The organism is Pseudomonas sp. SWRI179, assembly GCF_014268705.1.
In the GTDB taxonomy this organism is placed as follows: Bacteria; Pseudomonadota; Gammaproteobacteria; order Pseudomonadales; family Pseudomonadaceae; genus Aquipseudomonas; species Aquipseudomonas zanjanensis.
In genome coordinates this window covers 23,330-38,801 of the sequence record NZ_JABWRA010000001.1, presented here as the reverse complement: position 1 = coordinate 38,801, position 15,472 = coordinate 23,330, and the positions used below count along the sequence as shown (strand labels likewise).

The window sequence follows — 15,472 nt, the reverse complement described above, 5'->3', positions numbered from 1 at the left end:
CCGAGCGTCCCACTCGGGCCGGAGAACACCTGGTAGGCATGCTAGCCCAGGACTTCGCTCAAGGGGATGAAGCCCACTTCGTCACCCTCCACCAGCGTCTGTCCTTCGAGCACTTCGACCAATCCTTCGGCCCAGGCCGCGCTGCGCAGGACCCCCGAGCTCTGATTCCGGTAGATGACCGCTCGACCATTCTCCATGCGGCCTCGCAGGTATTCTCGGCGACTGCCCGCCTTCGGCCAGGCGAAACCGGCCGGCACCTTGAACTTGAGCGGCGTCACCGACTGAACGCCTTGGCGTCTCAACAGGTAAGGCCTTGCCAGCAGTGCGAACGTCACGAGGGTCGACGCGGGATTTCCAGGCAGGCCTATGACCGGCACGCCACGGTAATGCCCGAACGTCAGCGGCTTACCTGGCTTGATGGCGAGCTTCCACAATGCCAGCTCACCGTCCTCACGCAAGGCGATGCCGAGGAAGTCCGCCTCCCCCACCGAGACACCACCGGTGGACAGGATCAGATCGACATCCGACAACTGCGCCAGGCGCTCGCGGGTGGCCGGCAAATCGTCGGGCAGGATACCGGCATCAACCACCTCACAATCCAGGCGTTGTAGCCAACCACACAGCAGCACGCGGTTACTGTTATAGATCTGACCAGGCCCCAGTGGCTGGCCGGGCTCGACCAGCTCATCACCCGTGGACAGAACGGCGACGCGGACCTTGCGCACCACGTCCAGCGATGCGCAGCCCAAGGATGCCGCCAAGCCCAGCTCGATCGGCCCCAGGCGAGTGCCGGCAGAGAGGACCTGCTCGCCAACGGTGGTCTCCTGTCCTTGAGGACGAATGTTCTGTCCACTGACCATGGGCTCGGTAAACCGCACCCGCTGGTCGCTTTCAACCACGGCATTTTCCTGCATCTCGACGCAATCAGCGCCAGCAGGGACTGGCGCCCCCGTGAAGATCCGCGCGCACGTGCCAGCGGCCAGCGGCTCCGGCGCCTGCCCGGCAAAAATCCGCTGGCTGACCACCAACGGCTCGCCGCTCCAGTCCGCCAGCCGCAAGGCATAGCCGTCCATGGCGCTGTTGGGCCATGGCGGCAAGTCAAGGGTCGATACCAGATCCTCGGCCAGCACTCGCCCTGATGCCTCGGCCAACGGCAAACGCTCGCGTTGGACAATCGGTGTGCTCGCCGCCATCTCGAGCAGCCGTTCCAGCGCCACCTCAACGGCCATCAAGGCGCCGGCCTTACCCGGTTTACCCACGGGATTCACAAGGGGCTGCCTGTTTCAAATGAGCCACAAAGTTACATGGCCGATGCCGCACATCCAATTGTTCGGCCAGGATCCCATCCCATCCGGTACGCACCGCGTTGGTCGACCCTGGCAGGCAACATACCAGCGTGCCATTGGCCAGGCCGGCCAGCGCACGGGACTGCACAGTGGAAGTGCCGATGTCGGCCACGGATATCTGCCGGAACAACTCGCCAAAGCCATCGACCTGCTTGTCCAGCAGGCACGTGACGGCTTCCGGCGTACTGTCACGCCCCGTGAAACCGGTGCCGCCGGTGATCAGCACGACTTGCACCACGTCCTCGGCAATCCAGGTCGCGACTTGTGCCCGGATCTTGTACAAATCATCTTTGAGCAGGACCCGTGCCGCCAGGTTGTGACCCGCCGCCGTGAGCCGATCGACGAAGACCTGCCCGGACGTATCGGTTTCCAGGGTACGGGTGTCGCTGACAGTCAGCACCGCGATATTGAGCGGCACGAAAGGTACATCAGCCTTGGCTTTCATAGGCTCGTCCAGTTGTGAAGGAAACAGCCCGGTGTTATATCACAGCGCTTCATTTTTTCGCCCGTGCGGAGACACGCCATGACCTCGGAAACGCCACTGCCATCCTGCTCCATTCTGCTCCTGGCCGGTGGGCGCGGACAACGCATGGGCGGCCAGGACAAAGGGCTGGTGCAATGGCAAGGCGAACCGCTGATTGCCCATCTCCATCGCCAGACCCGCGCCATGAGCGATGACCTGATCATTTCCTGCAACCGCAATGCGCAACGTTATGCGCCGTATGCCGATCAGTTGGTGCACGATGAGGAAGGTGATTTTCCCGGGCCATTGGCGGGCATCCGCGCAGGTCTGAAGGCCGCGAGATACCCCTATCTATTGGTGCTGCCATGCGACGTGCCGCAAATCGACGCAAGCCTGCTCGACAATATGCGCAGGACGGCCAGCCAGCACCCCGACCAACCGTTGATGGTGCGCCACGGCGAGCATTGGGAACCGCTGCTGTGCGTCATCCCGTTGACCCTGGCAGCACGCTTCGAACAGGCCTGGAGCGAAGGCGAACGAAGCCCCGGCCGCATCATGCGCGCGCTGCACGCCGTTGCCTTGCAATGCCCTGCCGATGATCCGCGACTGGCCAATCTGAACACCCCGGAACTATTGGCCCGACATAAAGGCGTGTCAGATTGACACTAGCCAGGAACTTGCGCGCAATGTATACGTCTGAAGGTCAGTAACTTGAAGAATCCATTTCGGAGAAACACCATGACACAACGGACCCTCGCCACGTTCATGCTCGCTCTGGGCCTCGCCACCCTTGCCGGGTGCGCTTCGCCAACGGTGATCACCTTGAATGACGGTCGCGAAATCCAGGCCGTCGATACCCCACATTTCGATGAAGAAAGCGGCTTCTACGAATTCGAACAACTGGATGGCAAGCAGACTCGCGTGAACAAGGATCAGGTTCGTACCGTTAAGGATTTGTAATCTGTAACGCTGCTGCCCGATGTTGTTAAAAACCGGCGCTTCCTGAAGAGGGAAGCGCCGGTTTTTTTTGGGGCTTGGTTTTGGTTTTAGGCTAGCCGACCTGGTTATTGGTGAGACCGTGTTACCCCTGCGGGAGCGGGCTTGCTCGCGAAAGCGGTGTGTCAGTTTGCGGTGGCGTTGGATGGGCCGGCCTCTTCGCGAGCAGGCTCGCTCCCACAGGTTGTGCGGTGCACATGGGCCTTGGGCCTGCTGAAGATCCAACGAAAAAATCAAAACCTCACGCAGTTATAGCGGGTTCTAAACCAACTACCACTGCAACGAAATACCACTCTCGAACACCCGCTCCCGACCACTCACCGGATCAACAAAACGCAACCCCTGAGCCAGCAATTTCAAAGGATTGGCATAATCATCCTCAACATCCCGAAGCACATCCGGATAAAACGGATCATTGCAGATCCCCGCCCCAAGGGCATTCATGTGAACCCGCAATTGATGCTTCTTACCCGTAACCGGATACAAGCCATAACGCCACAACTCACCCTTCCTTTCCAACACTTCAATGGCCGTTTCGGTATTGGGCTCGCCCTGCCCTTCCTGCATCCGGAAGAACGGTTCGCCATCAATCATCCGGCTTTTATGCACCAGGGGAAAATTCAACCCAGGCAACGCACGGGCAATGGCTTGGTAGCGTTTCTCGATTCGCCGTGTCGGGAACAATGACTGATACGCCGAACGGGTTTGCGGGTTGGCCGAAAACAACACCAGCCCGGCCGTATGCCGATCGATGCGGTGCAGGGGCACCAGATGCGGATTGTCCAGCCGCCGGATCAACCGTCGCAACAAGGTTTGCTCGACATACTCGCCCGCCGGAGTGACGGGCAGAAAATGCGGTTTGTCTGCCACCACCAGGTGCTCGTCGGCGTATAGGATCGACTCCACCACCGGGATCGGTTTCTCGTCGGGTACTTCCCGGAAGTAGTGGATGCGCAAACCTTCGCGGTACGGCAAGCCGACAGGGATCGCCTTGCCCTCCGCGTCCAATACCCGGCCCCGGGCGATCCGGTCCAGCCACTGTTCACGGCTGATGGCGCTGAAATGCTCGCACAGGCATTCCAACACCGTCGGCCAGGAACCGGGCGGCAGGTACAACGTACTGGCCTGATGATGAGTGGCGGAAAACAATGAACCGGACATTAAAAACTCTTGGATATTTGGCATGCCGGCATTATCCGACAGTCGCCCCAGCCAGCCCAGCGATGATTGCTTTACGCCGTGGCCGATGTCGGTTTTGCCGCCGCTTCGGTGAACTCTTTCAACCAGCGCAGTACGTCCACCGCCTCCCAGCGACCCGGATCGTAGAGCGCGTACAGCAAGCCCTGGTAACCCACCACATCCAACTGCTTGTGATAGCCGGCGCGCTGGAACAACGCTTCGATTTCGGCGAAGCAGGTATTGAAATGCAGTTTATTGAAGGGTGTCTTGCCTTCGGTCACCAAGCCATCCAGGCGAAGCTCCAGGACCGCCTCATGCACAACGTCCGCGGACATCCTGTTTACGCTGGCTTTCAGTTGTTCGACATTGACCAAGGGGTGCACTCCAGATAGCTGTATGGGCATACAGTAACCGAAGCGCGATATTTTCGCCAACCACAGTGTCAGGAACTGACGAACGAGCCGTTCAACGGAGGAATGTCACGATCTGTTCGGTATCGAAGGGCCAGTCCAGCTCGGCACCGGTATCCAGCCTGCGCAGCACGGGAATCCGCAGCCCATAGTCCTCCACCCAGTCTTCACGTTCTGAAATGTCCACTAATTCCACCAACAATCCATGTTCGACCAAAGGCATCAGTTCAGCTTCGGCGACTTCGCAAAGATGGCACCCCAGGGTACCGAACAATTGGCATTCAGGAGGCATGGCGGGTAGACCCAAAAAAGATAGACGGTCATTCTAGGCTCGCCTCGGAAAACCGTCGAGTCGCTGGCTCGCTTCAGGGTGTTTCGGTAAAACGCTGATGCAAATCACTGAACGCAAATGCTTTTCCAGCGACGCTTGTCGCGTTTTCCCTTCTACGCTGTGCGTTGTACCTTGAAACGGAGTTCCCCTTGTTTGCCAACCTGCTGATCATCCTCGCCTCGTCCCTGGTGGTCATCGCCCTGTTCAGGCGGCTGCGCCTGGCACCGGTGCTGGGTTATCTCTGCGTCGGGCTGGCGGTCGGCCCTACCGCGCTGGACTGGGTCAACGACAGCGAAGAATTGCCCGACCTGGCCGAGCTTGGGGTGGTGTTCCTGCTGTTCTCGTTGGGCCTGGAGTTTTCCCTGTCGAAAATGCTCGAACTGCGCCGGGTCGTGTTCGGCCTGGGCAGCCTGCAGGTGCTGTGCTCGGGAGCGCTGCTGGCAGGATTGCTCGCTGTATGCGGTGCCCCAGCGATCGCCGCGTTGCTGCTCGGCGCCGGGCTGGCCTTGTCCTCCACCGCCATTGTCAGCAAGGAGTTGACCAGCCTGGGCGAGATCTTCAGCAGCCACGGCCAGAACGCCATCGGTGTGTTGTTGTTCCAAGATGTTGTCGCGGTGCTGCTGTTGACCCTGGTGCCGGTCTTCGCCGGCAGCAGCGAGCACCCATGGTATTGGGCGCTGCCCCTGACCCTGGGCAAGACCCTGGTGTTGTTTGGCGGCCTGCTGTTGGCCAGCCGATTGCTGCTGCCACGGCTGTTCCATGAAGTGGCGGCGTCCCGGTCCGCGGAACTGTTCGTGCTGCTGGCCCTGGTGATCGTGCTGCTGACGGCATGGCTGACCCACCTGCTCGGATTATCGCCGGCCCTGGGCGCCTTCCTGGCGGGCATGCTGCTGGGGGAAAGCCACTACCGGCATCAGATCGAGGCCGATATACGTCCGTTCCGTGACATCCTGCTGGGGCTGTTTTTTGTCAGCATCGGCATGCTGATCGACCTGCAACTGTTCCTTGATGATGGCCTGTTGATCCTGGGATTGACCCTCGGCTTGATGCTCATCAAGGGCTGCGTGGTCGCCGTCCTGGTGAAATGGCGCGGCAGCGACCGTGAAACCGCCTGGCGCAGCGGCCTGGCCTTGGCCCAGGGCGGCGAATTCTGCTTTGCCTTGATGGCGCTGATGCAGCAGAACCGACTCATGCCCGCCGACATCAGCGGCCTGCTGCTGGCTGCGACGTTCTGCTCGATGCTGCTGACCCCGTTGCTGCTGCGCGCGGCGCCACGCATCGCCGCACGCCTGCATCGCAAACCCAACGAAGAGGCAAAACTGGACCAGATCAGCGCACTCAATGCCGGGTTGTCGAATCATGTGGTGATTTGCGGCTACGGACGCGTCGGCCAGTCCATCGGACGCTTCCTGCGTCGCGAAGGCCAGGCGTTCGTCGCCCTGGATGACGACCCGGTGATCATCCAGGAAGCCACCGTCGGCGAGAACTGCGTGCATTATGGCGATTCCCGACGAGGGGACTTGCTCAGCGCCGTTGGCTTGAACCGCGCCCGGCTGCTGGTGATCGCGGTGGACAAGACCGACATCGCCATCACCGTGCTCCAGGCGGCCCGGCGGATCAATCAACAGGTGCCGATTCTGGTGCGCACCCGTGACGACAGCCAACTGGCCGAGTTGCAGGCGGCCGGGGCCAGCGAAGTGGTCCCCGAGCTGTTGGAGTCGAGCCTGATGCTGGCCTCCCACGCCTTGATCATGCTCGGCCTGCCTGAACAGCAGGTCCGGCATCACGTGGATCAGGTCCGCCACGACCGCTACCGCCTGCTACACGGCTTTTATCCTGGTAACCAGGATAAGGAACCTTAGTCCTGGCTGACGGCGCCAATCTTGTGAATCGACAGGTCGGCGCCGTAATACTCTTCTTCCTGGGTCAGGCGCAGCCCCAGCACAACCTTGATGGCGCCATAAACCGCGAACCCACCGGCCAGGGCGATGACCACGCCCAGCGCCGTGCCGATCAACTGGCTGATCAGGCTGACCCCACCCAGGCCGCCCAAGGCACTCTGGCCAAAGACGCCACAGGCAATGCCGCCCCAAACCCCGCACAGCCCATGCAGCGGCCAGACGCCGAGCACATCGTCGATCTTCCATTTGCCCTGGGCTGCCGTGAAGCACCAGACAAACAGGGCACCGGCAATGGCACCGGTGGCCAGCGCACCCACCGGGTGCATCAGGTCGGAACCGGCGCAGACGGCCACGAGCCCGGCCAGCGGGCCGTTGTGCAGGAACCCTGGGTCATTGCGCCCGACAATCAATGCCGCCACGGTACCGCCCACCATCGCCATCAACGAATTGATCGCGACCAGCCCGCTTACCCCTGGCAAGGTCTGGGCACTCATCACGTTGAAGCCGAACCAGCCGACAATCAGGATCCACGAGCCCAGGGCCAGGAATGGAATGCTCGAAGGCGCGAACGCCACCAGGCGACCGTCCCGGTAGCGGCCATTACGCGGGCCGAGCAAGAGCACGGCGGCCAGCGCCAGCCAGCCACCCATGGCATGCACCACCACGGAACCGGCGAAGTCATGGAAACTGGCGCCGAACCGGGCTTGCAGCCACGCCTGCAGGCCGAAATTGCCGTTCCAGACCAAACCTTCGAAAAACGGATAGACAAACGCCACGATCAGCACCGTGGCGCACAACTGCGGGGCGAACCGCGCGCGCTCGGCAATACCGCCGGAAATGATGGCCGGGATCGCCGCAGCAAAGGTCAGCAGGAAGAAGAACTTCACCAGGCTGTAGCCATGATCGGCACTGAGCACCGCTGCCGGTTGCAGGAAGGTCACGCCGTAGGAAATCCAATAGCCGACAAAGAAATAGGCCAGGGTCGAGACCGCAAAATCGCTGAGGATTTTCGACAACGCATTGACCTGGTTCTTTTGCCGGACCGTTCCCACCTCCAGGAACGCGAAGCCGGCATGCATGGCCAGGACCATGACCGCGCCGAGCAGGATGAACAGCGTGTTGGAGCTGTGGACCAGACTGTCCACGGCACTTTGCATATTTTCCATGGTGTTGGCAGACCTGAAAAAGTTGAAAAAAGCACCAAGCCGGTTCGCTCACCTCACAAACGCACCAAGTTGAAACGGACCAACGACCGAGTGCAGGTCGATGAACCGCTTTGGTGCGCCATAACGGGCAAACGAAGCCCCGCTTCGCGGGTTTTAATTATTTGGGTTAAGGTTTTACGGGCTTGCGCCCAGCTTCAGCGCACTGGCACGGGCTAACGCACCAGTACATGGCGCAAGCCTGAGCAAAAGTTGTACCAGCCACTTGCACTGAACCTTCCGGCAAGGCTCATACTCGAACGCTTCAGACGTCACTTACGGAGATTCACCGATGGCCAGAACCCAGGCAAAGACTGCTCAAGAAATTCTGATGGAAGATTTCCAGACGCTGGTCAGCGACACGGAGCGCTTGCTCGATCACACCGCGACGCTGGCAGGCGATCAAGCCGATGCACTACGCAGCCAGATCCACGAAACCCTCCTGCGCGCCCGCGAAACACTCAAGCTGACCGAAGATTCCATGCGCGAACGCGGCCAGGCTGCGGTAGTCGCCACCGAGGAGTACGTACAGGCCAACCCTTGGCAATCGGTGGGCATCGCCGCGGGCGTTGGTTTTCTGATTGGTCTGTTGGCAACACGGCGCTGATCATGGGTATCGACGAATCCGGCTCGTCCGAAGCGGGCACACAACCTACAGCGCGCCGCCTGGGCGCGGCGTTTCTAGGCTTGCTGCACAGTCACGTCGAATTGTTCGGCATGGAACTGCAGGAACAGAAGGCACGCACCGTCAGCCTCCTGCTGTTCGCCGGCCTTGCGCTGGTATTCGGCTTGCTGCTGTTGGTCGGGCTTTCGGCGCTGGTGCTGATCCTGGTGTGGGACACCTATCGTCTGTCGGGCATTATCGGCCTGTGTCTGTTTTACCTGCTGGCGGCCCTGTTTTGCGGTCTGCGGCTCAAGGCGGCGATCTATGACGAGTCCTCCCCTTTCAATGCCACCCTCGAAGAACTGGCCAATGACCGGGAGCGCCTGCTGCCATGAGCCTGCCTGATATCCCCCAAGCCCGGACACGACAGGAAATGCGCAAGGCACTAGTGCGCCTGCGCATGGAAATGCATCGCCAGGAAATCCGGCAAGAGACGCGCCAGTTGTTGCAACCTTTGCATCGAGTGCGCGGCTTGACGCAAAGCTGGCACGAAGGCTTCGGCATCAAGCATGCGCCACTGTGGGGCGTGGCGGCGGTGTCCCTGCTGGGCTTTCTCACTGGCAAACGGACCCGCCGTGGTGGTGGCGGTGGTGTAACAGGCTTGATCCGCCTGGCAACCACATTGCTGCCGCTGATCAAGCTGGCCAAGACCCTGCGCAAACCCTGAAAAACCTACACCTGTGGCGAGGGAGCTTGCTCCCGCTTGAGTGCGAAGCACTCACAAAATTTGGCCTGCTTCGCAGTCCAGCGGGAGCAAGCTCCCTCGCCACAAAGGGTATGTATCCAGCCTGCGCAGGCCTATAGGCCTTGCACGCCACCCCACGAACCGGGAAGCTAGGGCATCGACCTCATCGAACGGAGCAACCGGCCTTGGATTGGCATACCCTGCTGACTCGCGAACGTCTCGGAAAACCGCTGCACAGCCCACAAGAGCTGGGCCGTAGTCCCTTCCACAAGGACCACGACCGCATCATCTTTTCCGGTGCCTTCCGCCGCCTCGGACGCAAGACGCAAGTGCATCCGGTATCCAGCAACGACCACATCCATACGCGCCTGACCCATTCCCTGGAAGTCAGTTGCGTCGGGCGCTCCCTGGGCATGCGTGTGGGCGAAACCATCCGCAACGCCCTGCCCGACTGGTGCGAGCCCAGCGACCTGGGCATGGTGGTGCAATCGGCTTGCCTGGCCCACGACATTGGGAACCCGCCGTTCGGTCATTCCGGCGAGGACGCCATTCGCTATTGGTTCCAGCAGGCCGCCGGGCGTGGCTGGCTTGATGCCATGAGCGAAGCCGAGCGCAACGACTTTCTCAACTTCGAAGGCAACGCCCAGGGCTTCCGCGTCCTTACCCAGCTTGAATACCATCAGTTCGACGGCGGAACCCGGCTGACCTATGCCACCCTCGGCACCTACCTGAAATACCCCTGGACCGCCCGTCACGCCGACTCCCTGGGCTACAAGAAGCATAAGTTCGGTTGCTACCAGAGCGAACTGCCACTGTTGGAACAGATTGCCCACAAGCTCGGTTTGCCACAGATCGAGGATCAACGCTGGGCACGGCATCCCTTGGTGTATCTGATGGAGGCCGCCGATGACATCTGCTACGCGCTGATCGACCTGGAAGACGGCGTGGAGATGGATCTTCTGGAATACCCCCAGGTGGAATCGCTGCTCCTGGACCTGGTAGGCGACGATCTTCCGGACACCTACCGGCAGCTCGGGCCGCAGGACTCTCGGCGGCGCAAGCTGGCGATCCTGCGGGGCAAGGCCATCGAACACTTGACCAACGCCGCCGCCCGGGCGTTTGTCGAACAGCAGGAAGCGTTGCTGGCCGGCACGCTGCCAGGTGACCTGGTGGAACATATGCACGGCCCGGCAAAACGTTGCGTGTTGAATGCCAAGGACATGGCACGCCGGAAAATCTTCCAGGACAAGCGCAAGACCCTGCATGAAATCGGTGCCTACACCACGTTGGAAATCCTGCTCAACGGCTTTTGCGGCGCCGCCCTCGAACAGCACGGCGGGCGCACGCCTTCGTTCAAGAATCGCCGCATCCTCGACCTGCTGGGGAACAATGCGCCGGATCCCAACGGCCCTTTGCATGGTGCGTTCTTGCGCATGATCGATTTCATCGCCGGCATGACTGACAGCTACGCCAGCGAGATGGCCCAGGAGATGACGGGCCGTACGCGTCAATAAAAGGCGGGGAGTCGACGGTGTGCGCCACCTGGCACAAAACCTGTGTGCGAGCTTGCTCGCGATGGCGGTAGATCTGTGCTCATCGATGCAGGATGTGCCACCGTCATCGCGAGCAAGCTCGCTCCCACAGGGTACGGCGGTGAATGTGAATTTTGTAGCGCTGCGCCACAGGAAGTTGGAACTAGATAAATAAATGTATGGCTTACACAAACCTTGATTTAAACGCTTCCTTTGTTTGCGCAAAAAACACAATCAAAGAAATATTCCTTCACTCGTTGCCAACAACTCCCCCTCTTTATTGTCATCCACCTACTAAAAAACCGTTTACGCCGTAATATCTTGCCTCTTTTTTTGTAGGAAACTTCTGAAATTGAAGTTGCATGCCTGTCTCTTCGTACGGCCCTGGCTGTAAGTGGGCTAAGGTGCGCGCTTTATTCAAGTTCGCAGGGTATTTATTCATGAACTCCGTTTTCATTGTCGACGATCATCCGGTCATTCGCCTCGCCGTTCGCATGCTCCTGGAACATGAGGGTTATAAGGTCGTAGGAGAAACTGACAACGGCGTCGACGCGATGCAAATGGTGCGCGAGTGCATGCCAGACCTGGTTATCCTGGACATCAGCATCCCCAAACTCGACGGGCTGGAAATCCTGTCACGCTTCAACGCCATGACCACGCCGCTCAAGACGTTGGTGCTCACGGCACAATCGCCGACGCTCTTCGGGATCCGATGCATGCAATCCGGTGCCTCTGGTTACGTTTGTAAGCAGGAAGACCTCAGCGAACTCGTCAGTGCGATCAAAGCGGTATTGTCCGGCTACAACTATTTTCCCAGCCAGGCGCTGAACCCGGTACGCCCGGATGATCCACGCAGTGTAGAGCTGGACCTTTTCAAAAGCGTCAACGATCGGGAACTGATGGTGCTGCAACTTTTTGCCCAGGGCCGTACCAACAAGGAAATAGCCAAGGGGATGTTTCTCAGCAATAAAACCGTCAGCACTTATAAAAAACGTCTGATGCAGAAACTCAAGGTCAAGTCCCTGGTCGAGCTGATTGAAATGGCGAAGCGCAACGCGCTGGTGTGAGAAACATCATGCTCAGACGCATAACCGAATGTCTCTTGCTGATCAGCGTAGCGTTGTACTCAGGAGCGCTCGCGGCGACGCCAGAGACGCCCGGGCAGTACACGCTGCTGGGTCGGTCGTCCACGGCTCAGGCCGAGATCAAACTCGATGACGCTCACCGCGCCTGGCTAAAAGACCGACAGGAACTGGTCCTGGGCACCTCCGCACCTGATTACCCGCCCTTCGATCTCTCCGCCAGTGGACGCGACTACGAAGGCCTGACCGCCGACTATGCCAACATTGTCGCCAAGGCCACCGGCCGGCCCATCAGCGTCCTGCGCTTCGCTTCCCGTGAGGCAGCCATGGCGGCTCTCAAGAACGGGCACATCGATATGCTTGGCACCGCCAACGGTTTCGAAGCCCGCGACCCCGACATTGTGCTATCGACGCCATACGCGGTGGATCAACCCGTGCTCGTCACCCGAACGAATGAAAGCCGATCCCTGAATGAAGACCTCAAGGGGTTGCGGCTGAGCATGGTCTATCACTACCTGCCGCTGCGGGAAATCGAAAAACTCTACCCCAAGGCGATCATCACCACCTACCCGTCCTACCAGAACGCCATCAATGCCGTCGCCTTTGGCCAGGCCGATGTATTTCTCGGCGATACCCTGTCCACCCACTACATGATCAGCAAGGGCTACCTGAGCAATATCCGCATGGCCAGCTTCGGCAAGCATGAAACCTATGGATTCGGTTTCGCCGTTCGCCGTGGCGATACCCGCTTGCTGGAAATCATCAACACCATACTGAACCAGGTCCCCATTGCCGAGCAGGCGGCCATCTCCAAACGCTGGAGTGCGGGCAGCGACCTGTACCTCACCGATCACCGGGTACAACTGACCGACCGCGAGCAACGTTGGCTGGACAGGCATCCGGTGGTCCGGGTGGTGGTGAACGAAACCTCCGCCCCCTTCACCTTCTTCGATCCGGACGGCGATTTTCGCGGCATCAGTGCCGACCTGCTTGAACTGATTCGGTTGCGCACCGGCTTGCGCCTGGACATCCAGCGCCGCCAGAACGACAGTGAGATGATCGCTGCCGTCCTGAACGATCAAGCCGACATGATCGCCGCACTGTTGCCCAGCAGTGAACGGCAACGCCAGTTGAAATTCAGCCGCCCCTACATCGACAGCGCGTTCGTCCTGCTGACTCGCAAACAGTCCGACACCCCCACGACACTCGATCAGTTCGGCCAAGCCAGCCTGGCGATCGCCAAAGGCAACCCCGTCATTGACTGGCTACGCAGCCAGTACCCGAATATCCGGATCATCGAAACGGACGGCTCCGTGCGCGCCGTGGAAATGCTCGCCCATGGCCAGGTCGACGGCAGCGTGCACTCGCAGGTGATGGCCAACTACTTCATCTCCTCCCACGCCTGGCGGGACAGATTGCAAATCAGCAGCACGGTGGGCACCCAGCAAGCCCTGTTCGCGCTGGCCACCGCCAGACACGCCAGCGAGTTGAACGCCATCCTCGACAAGGCCCTGACCAGCATCGACCCTGACGAACTGGGCGTCATCAACAACCGCTGGCGCGGTTACGTCTCGCCCTCGGAACACACCTGGCGCACCTATAATCGCCTGTTCTTCCAGGTCGTCGCGGGGGTTGGCCTGTTGCTGCTGCTGTCCCTGGCCTGGAACGCCTACATGCGGCGCCAGATCAGGCAACGTCAACGGGCGGAACTGGCGCTCAACGATCAACTGGAATTCATGCACGCACTGCTCAACGGCACCCCGCACCCCATCTACGTGAGGGATCGCAACGGTATGCTGCAAAGCTGCAACGACAGTTACCTGGAAGCGTTCAACGCCCGGCGTGAAGACGTCATCGGCAAGGACTCGATGCCAGGCTCCATGAGCAACGCCTTCGAAGCGCAGGAGTACCAGGCGGATTACCAACGCGTCATGGCCGAAGGCAGCGCCCTGATCGTCGACCGCCCGCTGCACATCGGCGACCGGAAGCTGACGATCTATCACTGGATCCTCCCCTACCGAAACTCCGCCGCCGAAGTGCAAGGCATCATTGGCGGCTGGATCGACATCAGTGAACGACGGCAGTTATTCGAGGAATTGCGCGCCTCCAAGCAGCGGGCCGATGACGCGAACCGCGCCAAAAGCACGTTCCTCGCCACCATGAGCCATGAAATCCGCACCCCCATGAACGCGGTGATCGGCATGCTCGAGCTGGCCCTGAAACACGCCGACAAGGGCCACCTGGACCGCTCGACCATCGAAGTCGCGTACGAGTCGGCGTCCGGCATGCTCGAGCTGATCGGCGATATCCTCGACATCGCCCGTATCGAATCCGGCCATCTGAGCCTGGCCCCCGAACGCGTCAATCTCAGGGCCCTGCTGCAATCGGTCATACGGGTCTTCGAGGGCGTGGCCCGGCAAAAAAACCTGGTGTTGTCGTTGCAGTTCGACGCCGCCGAGGGAAACCCTGACGTGTCGATAGACCCCTTGCGATTCAAGCAGGTGCTGTCGAACCTGATCAGCAATGCCCTTAAATTTACCGAGCAGGGCCAGGTCGTGGTCAAGGTCCGGCTATCCCCAACCGAGCGGGACGATGTCCTGGACATGCATTTGGAAGTCAACGACAGCGGCATCGGCATCGGCCCGGCCGATCTGCATCGATTGTTCGAGCCTTTTGCCCAGGTCGACAACAGCAGCCGGATGGCCCGCAAAGGCGCGGGACTGGGGCTGGTGATCAGTCGCAACTTGTGCCAGATGATGGGCGGCAACCTCCATATGAGCAGCCAACCCGGCGTCGGCACCCAGGTCCAGGTCCGCCTGCACCTCACCGTCCTGTCAACGGCGCCGGTCAGCGCCCCACTGGAACCGGTCATCGAAACGGCACAGGCCATCTTGAACGTCCTGATCGTGGACGATCACCCGGCCAACCGCCTGCTGATGTCCCAGCAATTGGAATACCTCGGCCATCACTACCAGGTCGCCCACGATGGCGCCCATGGGCTCGAGGTTTGGCAAAAAGGCGATTTCGATCTGGTCATTGCCGATTGCAACATGCCCATCATGAGCGGCTACGAACTGGCCCGGTCGATTCGTCGCGAGGAGTCCGAACAACGACGGGCGCCCTGCACGGTCCTGGGGTTCACCGCCAATGCCCAGCCGGAGGAAAAACAACGCTGCCTGGACGCCGGAATGGATGATTGCCTGTTCAAACCGATCAGCTTGAGCGCCCTGAGCCAGTGGATCAAGACCGTCAAACCGGTCGGCCATCCAGCGGTTTTCTCCCTCCACAGCCTCCAGGCGTTGACCGGCGGCGACCCTTCGTCGAACCGGCGCTTGCTGGCGGAGTTACTCAGCAGCAGCCGCGCGGATCGCCAGGAGTTGCTCGACGTCGCCCGGGGAGCGAACCGGCAAGCGCTGACCGAGACGGCGCACAAGATCAAAGGCGTCGCCCGCATCGTCCAGGCGACCTCTTTGATCCAGCGGTGCGAGGCGCTGGAACAGGCGTGTCATCAGGCACAGGCACCCGAACGCATTAGCGACTGCATCGATGCCCTCGACCGCGCCATGACCGAACTGGAGCGGGCCCTGGAAACGGAAATCGCCAAGGCAAAATAACCCAGTGTTTACTATGCTATTCGCTCAGCAGTGCGTACCTGGGGGGTTCTCGATCGGTTTCCCTTGC

At 60.3% G+C, this 15,472-nt stretch carries 15 protein-coding genes; 9 read left to right on the top strand and 6 right to left on the bottom strand.

The window, feature by feature from the left end:
- Window positions 1–41 precede the first annotated feature (41 nt).
- Together glp and moaB are read right to left on the bottom strand one after the other, a co-directional pair.
- Entirely contained in the window at window positions 42–1,229 is a 1,188-nt protein-coding gene (glp, locus tag HU767_RS00180) for a gephyrin-like molybdotransferase Glp (RefSeq protein WP_186728278.1), read from the bottom strand.
- Between the two features lie 22 nt (window positions 1,230–1,251).
- Window positions 1,252–1,791 carry a molybdenum cofactor biosynthesis protein B gene (gene moaB / locus HU767_RS00175; protein WP_053120541.1) on the bottom strand — a complete coding sequence of 180 codons (540 nt, stop codon included), beginning with the start codon at window positions 1,789–1,791 and terminating at the stop codon, window positions 1,252–1,254.
- Between the two features lie 78 nt (window positions 1,792–1,869).
- On the opposite strand from moaB, the gene mobA reads away from it, so the two are divergent.
- Window positions 1,870–2,472: a molybdenum cofactor guanylyltransferase MobA gene (gene mobA, locus HU767_RS00170; RefSeq protein WP_186728140.1), complete on the top strand. Its 603-nt coding sequence runs from the start codon at window positions 1,870–1,872 to the stop codon at window positions 2,470–2,472.
- A gap of 75 nt (window positions 2,473–2,547) precedes the next feature.
- Window positions 2,548–2,769: a YgdI/YgdR family lipoprotein gene (locus HU767_RS00165; protein WP_186705332.1), complete on the top strand. Its 222-nt coding sequence runs from the start codon at window positions 2,548–2,550 to the stop codon at window positions 2,767–2,769.
- 306 nt (window positions 2,770–3,075) lie between these two features.
- Here HU767_RS00165 and HU767_RS00160 read toward each other — a convergent pair whose 3' ends face one another.
- The 3 genes from HU767_RS00160 to HU767_RS00150 all read right to left on the bottom strand — a co-directional run bounded on the left by HU767_RS00160 (window position 3,076) and on the right by HU767_RS00150 (window position 4,686).
- Window positions 3,076–3,966, bottom strand: coding sequence for a pseudouridine synthase (locus tag HU767_RS00160; protein ID WP_186728139.1), 891 nt, complete (start codon window positions 3,964–3,966; stop codon window positions 3,076–3,078).
- A gap of 71 nt (window positions 3,967–4,037) precedes the next feature.
- On the bottom strand, window positions 4,038–4,358 hold the full coding sequence (locus HU767_RS00155) for a transcriptional regulator (protein ID WP_186705334.1): 321 nt from the start codon (window positions 4,356–4,358) through the stop codon (window positions 4,038–4,040).
- Window positions 4,359–4,449: 91 nt separating this feature from the next.
- A complete protein-coding gene (locus HU767_RS00150) occupies window positions 4,450–4,686 on the bottom strand; it encodes a glutaredoxin family protein (RefSeq protein WP_186705335.1) in 237 nt (78 codons plus the stop codon).
- Window positions 4,687–4,874: 188 nt separating this feature from the next.
- On the opposite strand from HU767_RS00150, the gene HU767_RS00145 reads away from it, so the two are divergent.
- Window positions 4,875–6,587, top strand: a complete 1,713-nt coding sequence (locus HU767_RS00145; RefSeq protein ID WP_186728138.1) for a monovalent cation:proton antiporter-2 (CPA2) family protein — start codon at window positions 4,875–4,877, stop codon at window positions 6,585–6,587.
- Here the strand turns inward: HU767_RS00145 and HU767_RS00140 are convergent.
- The gene (locus HU767_RS00140; protein WP_186728137.1) at window positions 6,584–7,792 is read right to left on the bottom strand and encodes an ammonium transporter; all 1,209 of its coding nucleotides are present in this window, start codon (window positions 7,790–7,792) and stop codon (window positions 6,584–6,586) included. The two genes, HU767_RS00145 and HU767_RS00140, sit on opposite strands and share 4 nt — an antisense overlap.
- A 328-nt stretch (window positions 7,793–8,120) precedes the next feature.
- Here HU767_RS00140 and HU767_RS00135 point away from each other — a divergent pair, with 328 nt between their 5' ends.
- The 6 genes from HU767_RS00135 (at window position 8,121) to HU767_RS00110 (ending at window position 15,405) form a co-directional block, all read left to right on the top strand.
- Window positions 8,121–8,435, top strand: a complete 315-nt coding sequence (locus HU767_RS00135; protein WP_092166820.1) for a YqjD family protein — start codon at window positions 8,121–8,123, stop codon at window positions 8,433–8,435.
- Between the two features lie 2 nt (window positions 8,436–8,437).
- Window positions 8,438–8,827 carry a phage holin family protein gene (locus HU767_RS00130; RefSeq protein WP_060738527.1) on the top strand — a complete coding sequence of 130 codons (390 nt, stop codon included), beginning with the start codon at window positions 8,438–8,440 and terminating at the stop codon, window positions 8,825–8,827.
- On the top strand, window positions 8,824–9,159 hold the full coding sequence (locus HU767_RS00125; RefSeq protein ID WP_053120523.1) for a hypothetical protein: 336 nt from the start codon (window positions 8,824–8,826) through the stop codon (window positions 9,157–9,159). Before HU767_RS00130 ends, HU767_RS00125 begins: the two co-directional genes overlap by 4 nt.
- 203 nt (window positions 9,160–9,362) lie before the next feature.
- Window positions 9,363–10,691 (top strand): deoxyguanosinetriphosphate triphosphohydrolase, encoded by a 1,329-nt coding sequence (locus HU767_RS00120; RefSeq protein ID WP_186705338.1) that lies wholly within the window; start codon window positions 9,363–9,365, stop codon window positions 10,689–10,691.
- Between the two features lie 458 nt (window positions 10,692–11,149).
- Window positions 11,150–11,776, top strand: a complete 627-nt coding sequence (locus HU767_RS00115) for a response regulator transcription factor (RefSeq protein WP_186705339.1) — start codon at window positions 11,150–11,152, stop codon at window positions 11,774–11,776.
- 8 nt (window positions 11,777–11,784) lie between these two features.
- Window positions 11,785–15,405, top strand: coding sequence for a transporter substrate-binding domain-containing protein (locus HU767_RS00110; RefSeq protein ID WP_186728135.1), 3,621 nt, complete (start codon window positions 11,785–11,787; stop codon window positions 15,403–15,405).
- Window positions 15,406–15,472 lie beyond the last annotated feature (67 nt).

Excerpts from the sequence above, each read along its gene's own strand:
- glp (WP_186728278.1), bottom strand. The coding sequence starts at position 1,229 with ATGGCCGTTGAGGTGGCGCTGGAACGGCTGCTCGAGATGGCGGCGAGC.
- moaB (WP_053120541.1), bottom strand. The coding sequence starts at position 1,791 with ATGAAAGCCAAGGCTGATGTACCTTTCGTGCCGCTCAATATCGCGGTG.
- mobA (WP_186728140.1), top strand. The coding sequence starts at position 1,870 with ATGACCTCGGAAACGCCACTGCCATCCTGCTCCATTCTGCTCCTGGCC.
- HU767_RS00165 (WP_186705332.1), top strand. The coding sequence starts at position 2,548 with ATGACACAACGGACCCTCGCCACGTTCATGCTCGCTCTGGGCCTCGCC.
- HU767_RS00160 (WP_186728139.1), bottom strand. The coding sequence starts at position 3,966 with ATGTCCGGTTCATTGTTTTCCGCCACTCATCATCAGGCCAGTACGTTG.
- HU767_RS00150 (WP_186705335.1), bottom strand. The coding sequence starts at position 4,686 with ATGCCTCCTGAATGCCAATTGTTCGGTACCCTGGGGTGCCATCTTTGC.
- HU767_RS00140 (WP_186728137.1), bottom strand. The coding sequence starts at position 7,792 with ATGGAAAATATGCAAAGTGCCGTGGACAGTCTGGTCCACAGCTCCAAC.
- HU767_RS00135 (WP_092166820.1), top strand. The coding sequence starts at position 8,121 with ATGGCCAGAACCCAGGCAAAGACTGCTCAAGAAATTCTGATGGAAGAT.
- HU767_RS00130 (WP_060738527.1), top strand. The coding sequence starts at position 8,438 with ATGGGTATCGACGAATCCGGCTCGTCCGAAGCGGGCACACAACCTACA.
- HU767_RS00125 (WP_053120523.1), top strand. The coding sequence starts at position 8,824 with ATGAGCCTGCCTGATATCCCCCAAGCCCGGACACGACAGGAAATGCGC.
- HU767_RS00115 (WP_186705339.1), top strand. The coding sequence starts at position 11,150 with ATGAACTCCGTTTTCATTGTCGACGATCATCCGGTCATTCGCCTCGCC.
- HU767_RS00110 (WP_186728135.1), top strand. The coding sequence starts at position 11,785 with ATGCTCAGACGCATAACCGAATGTCTCTTGCTGATCAGCGTAGCGTTG.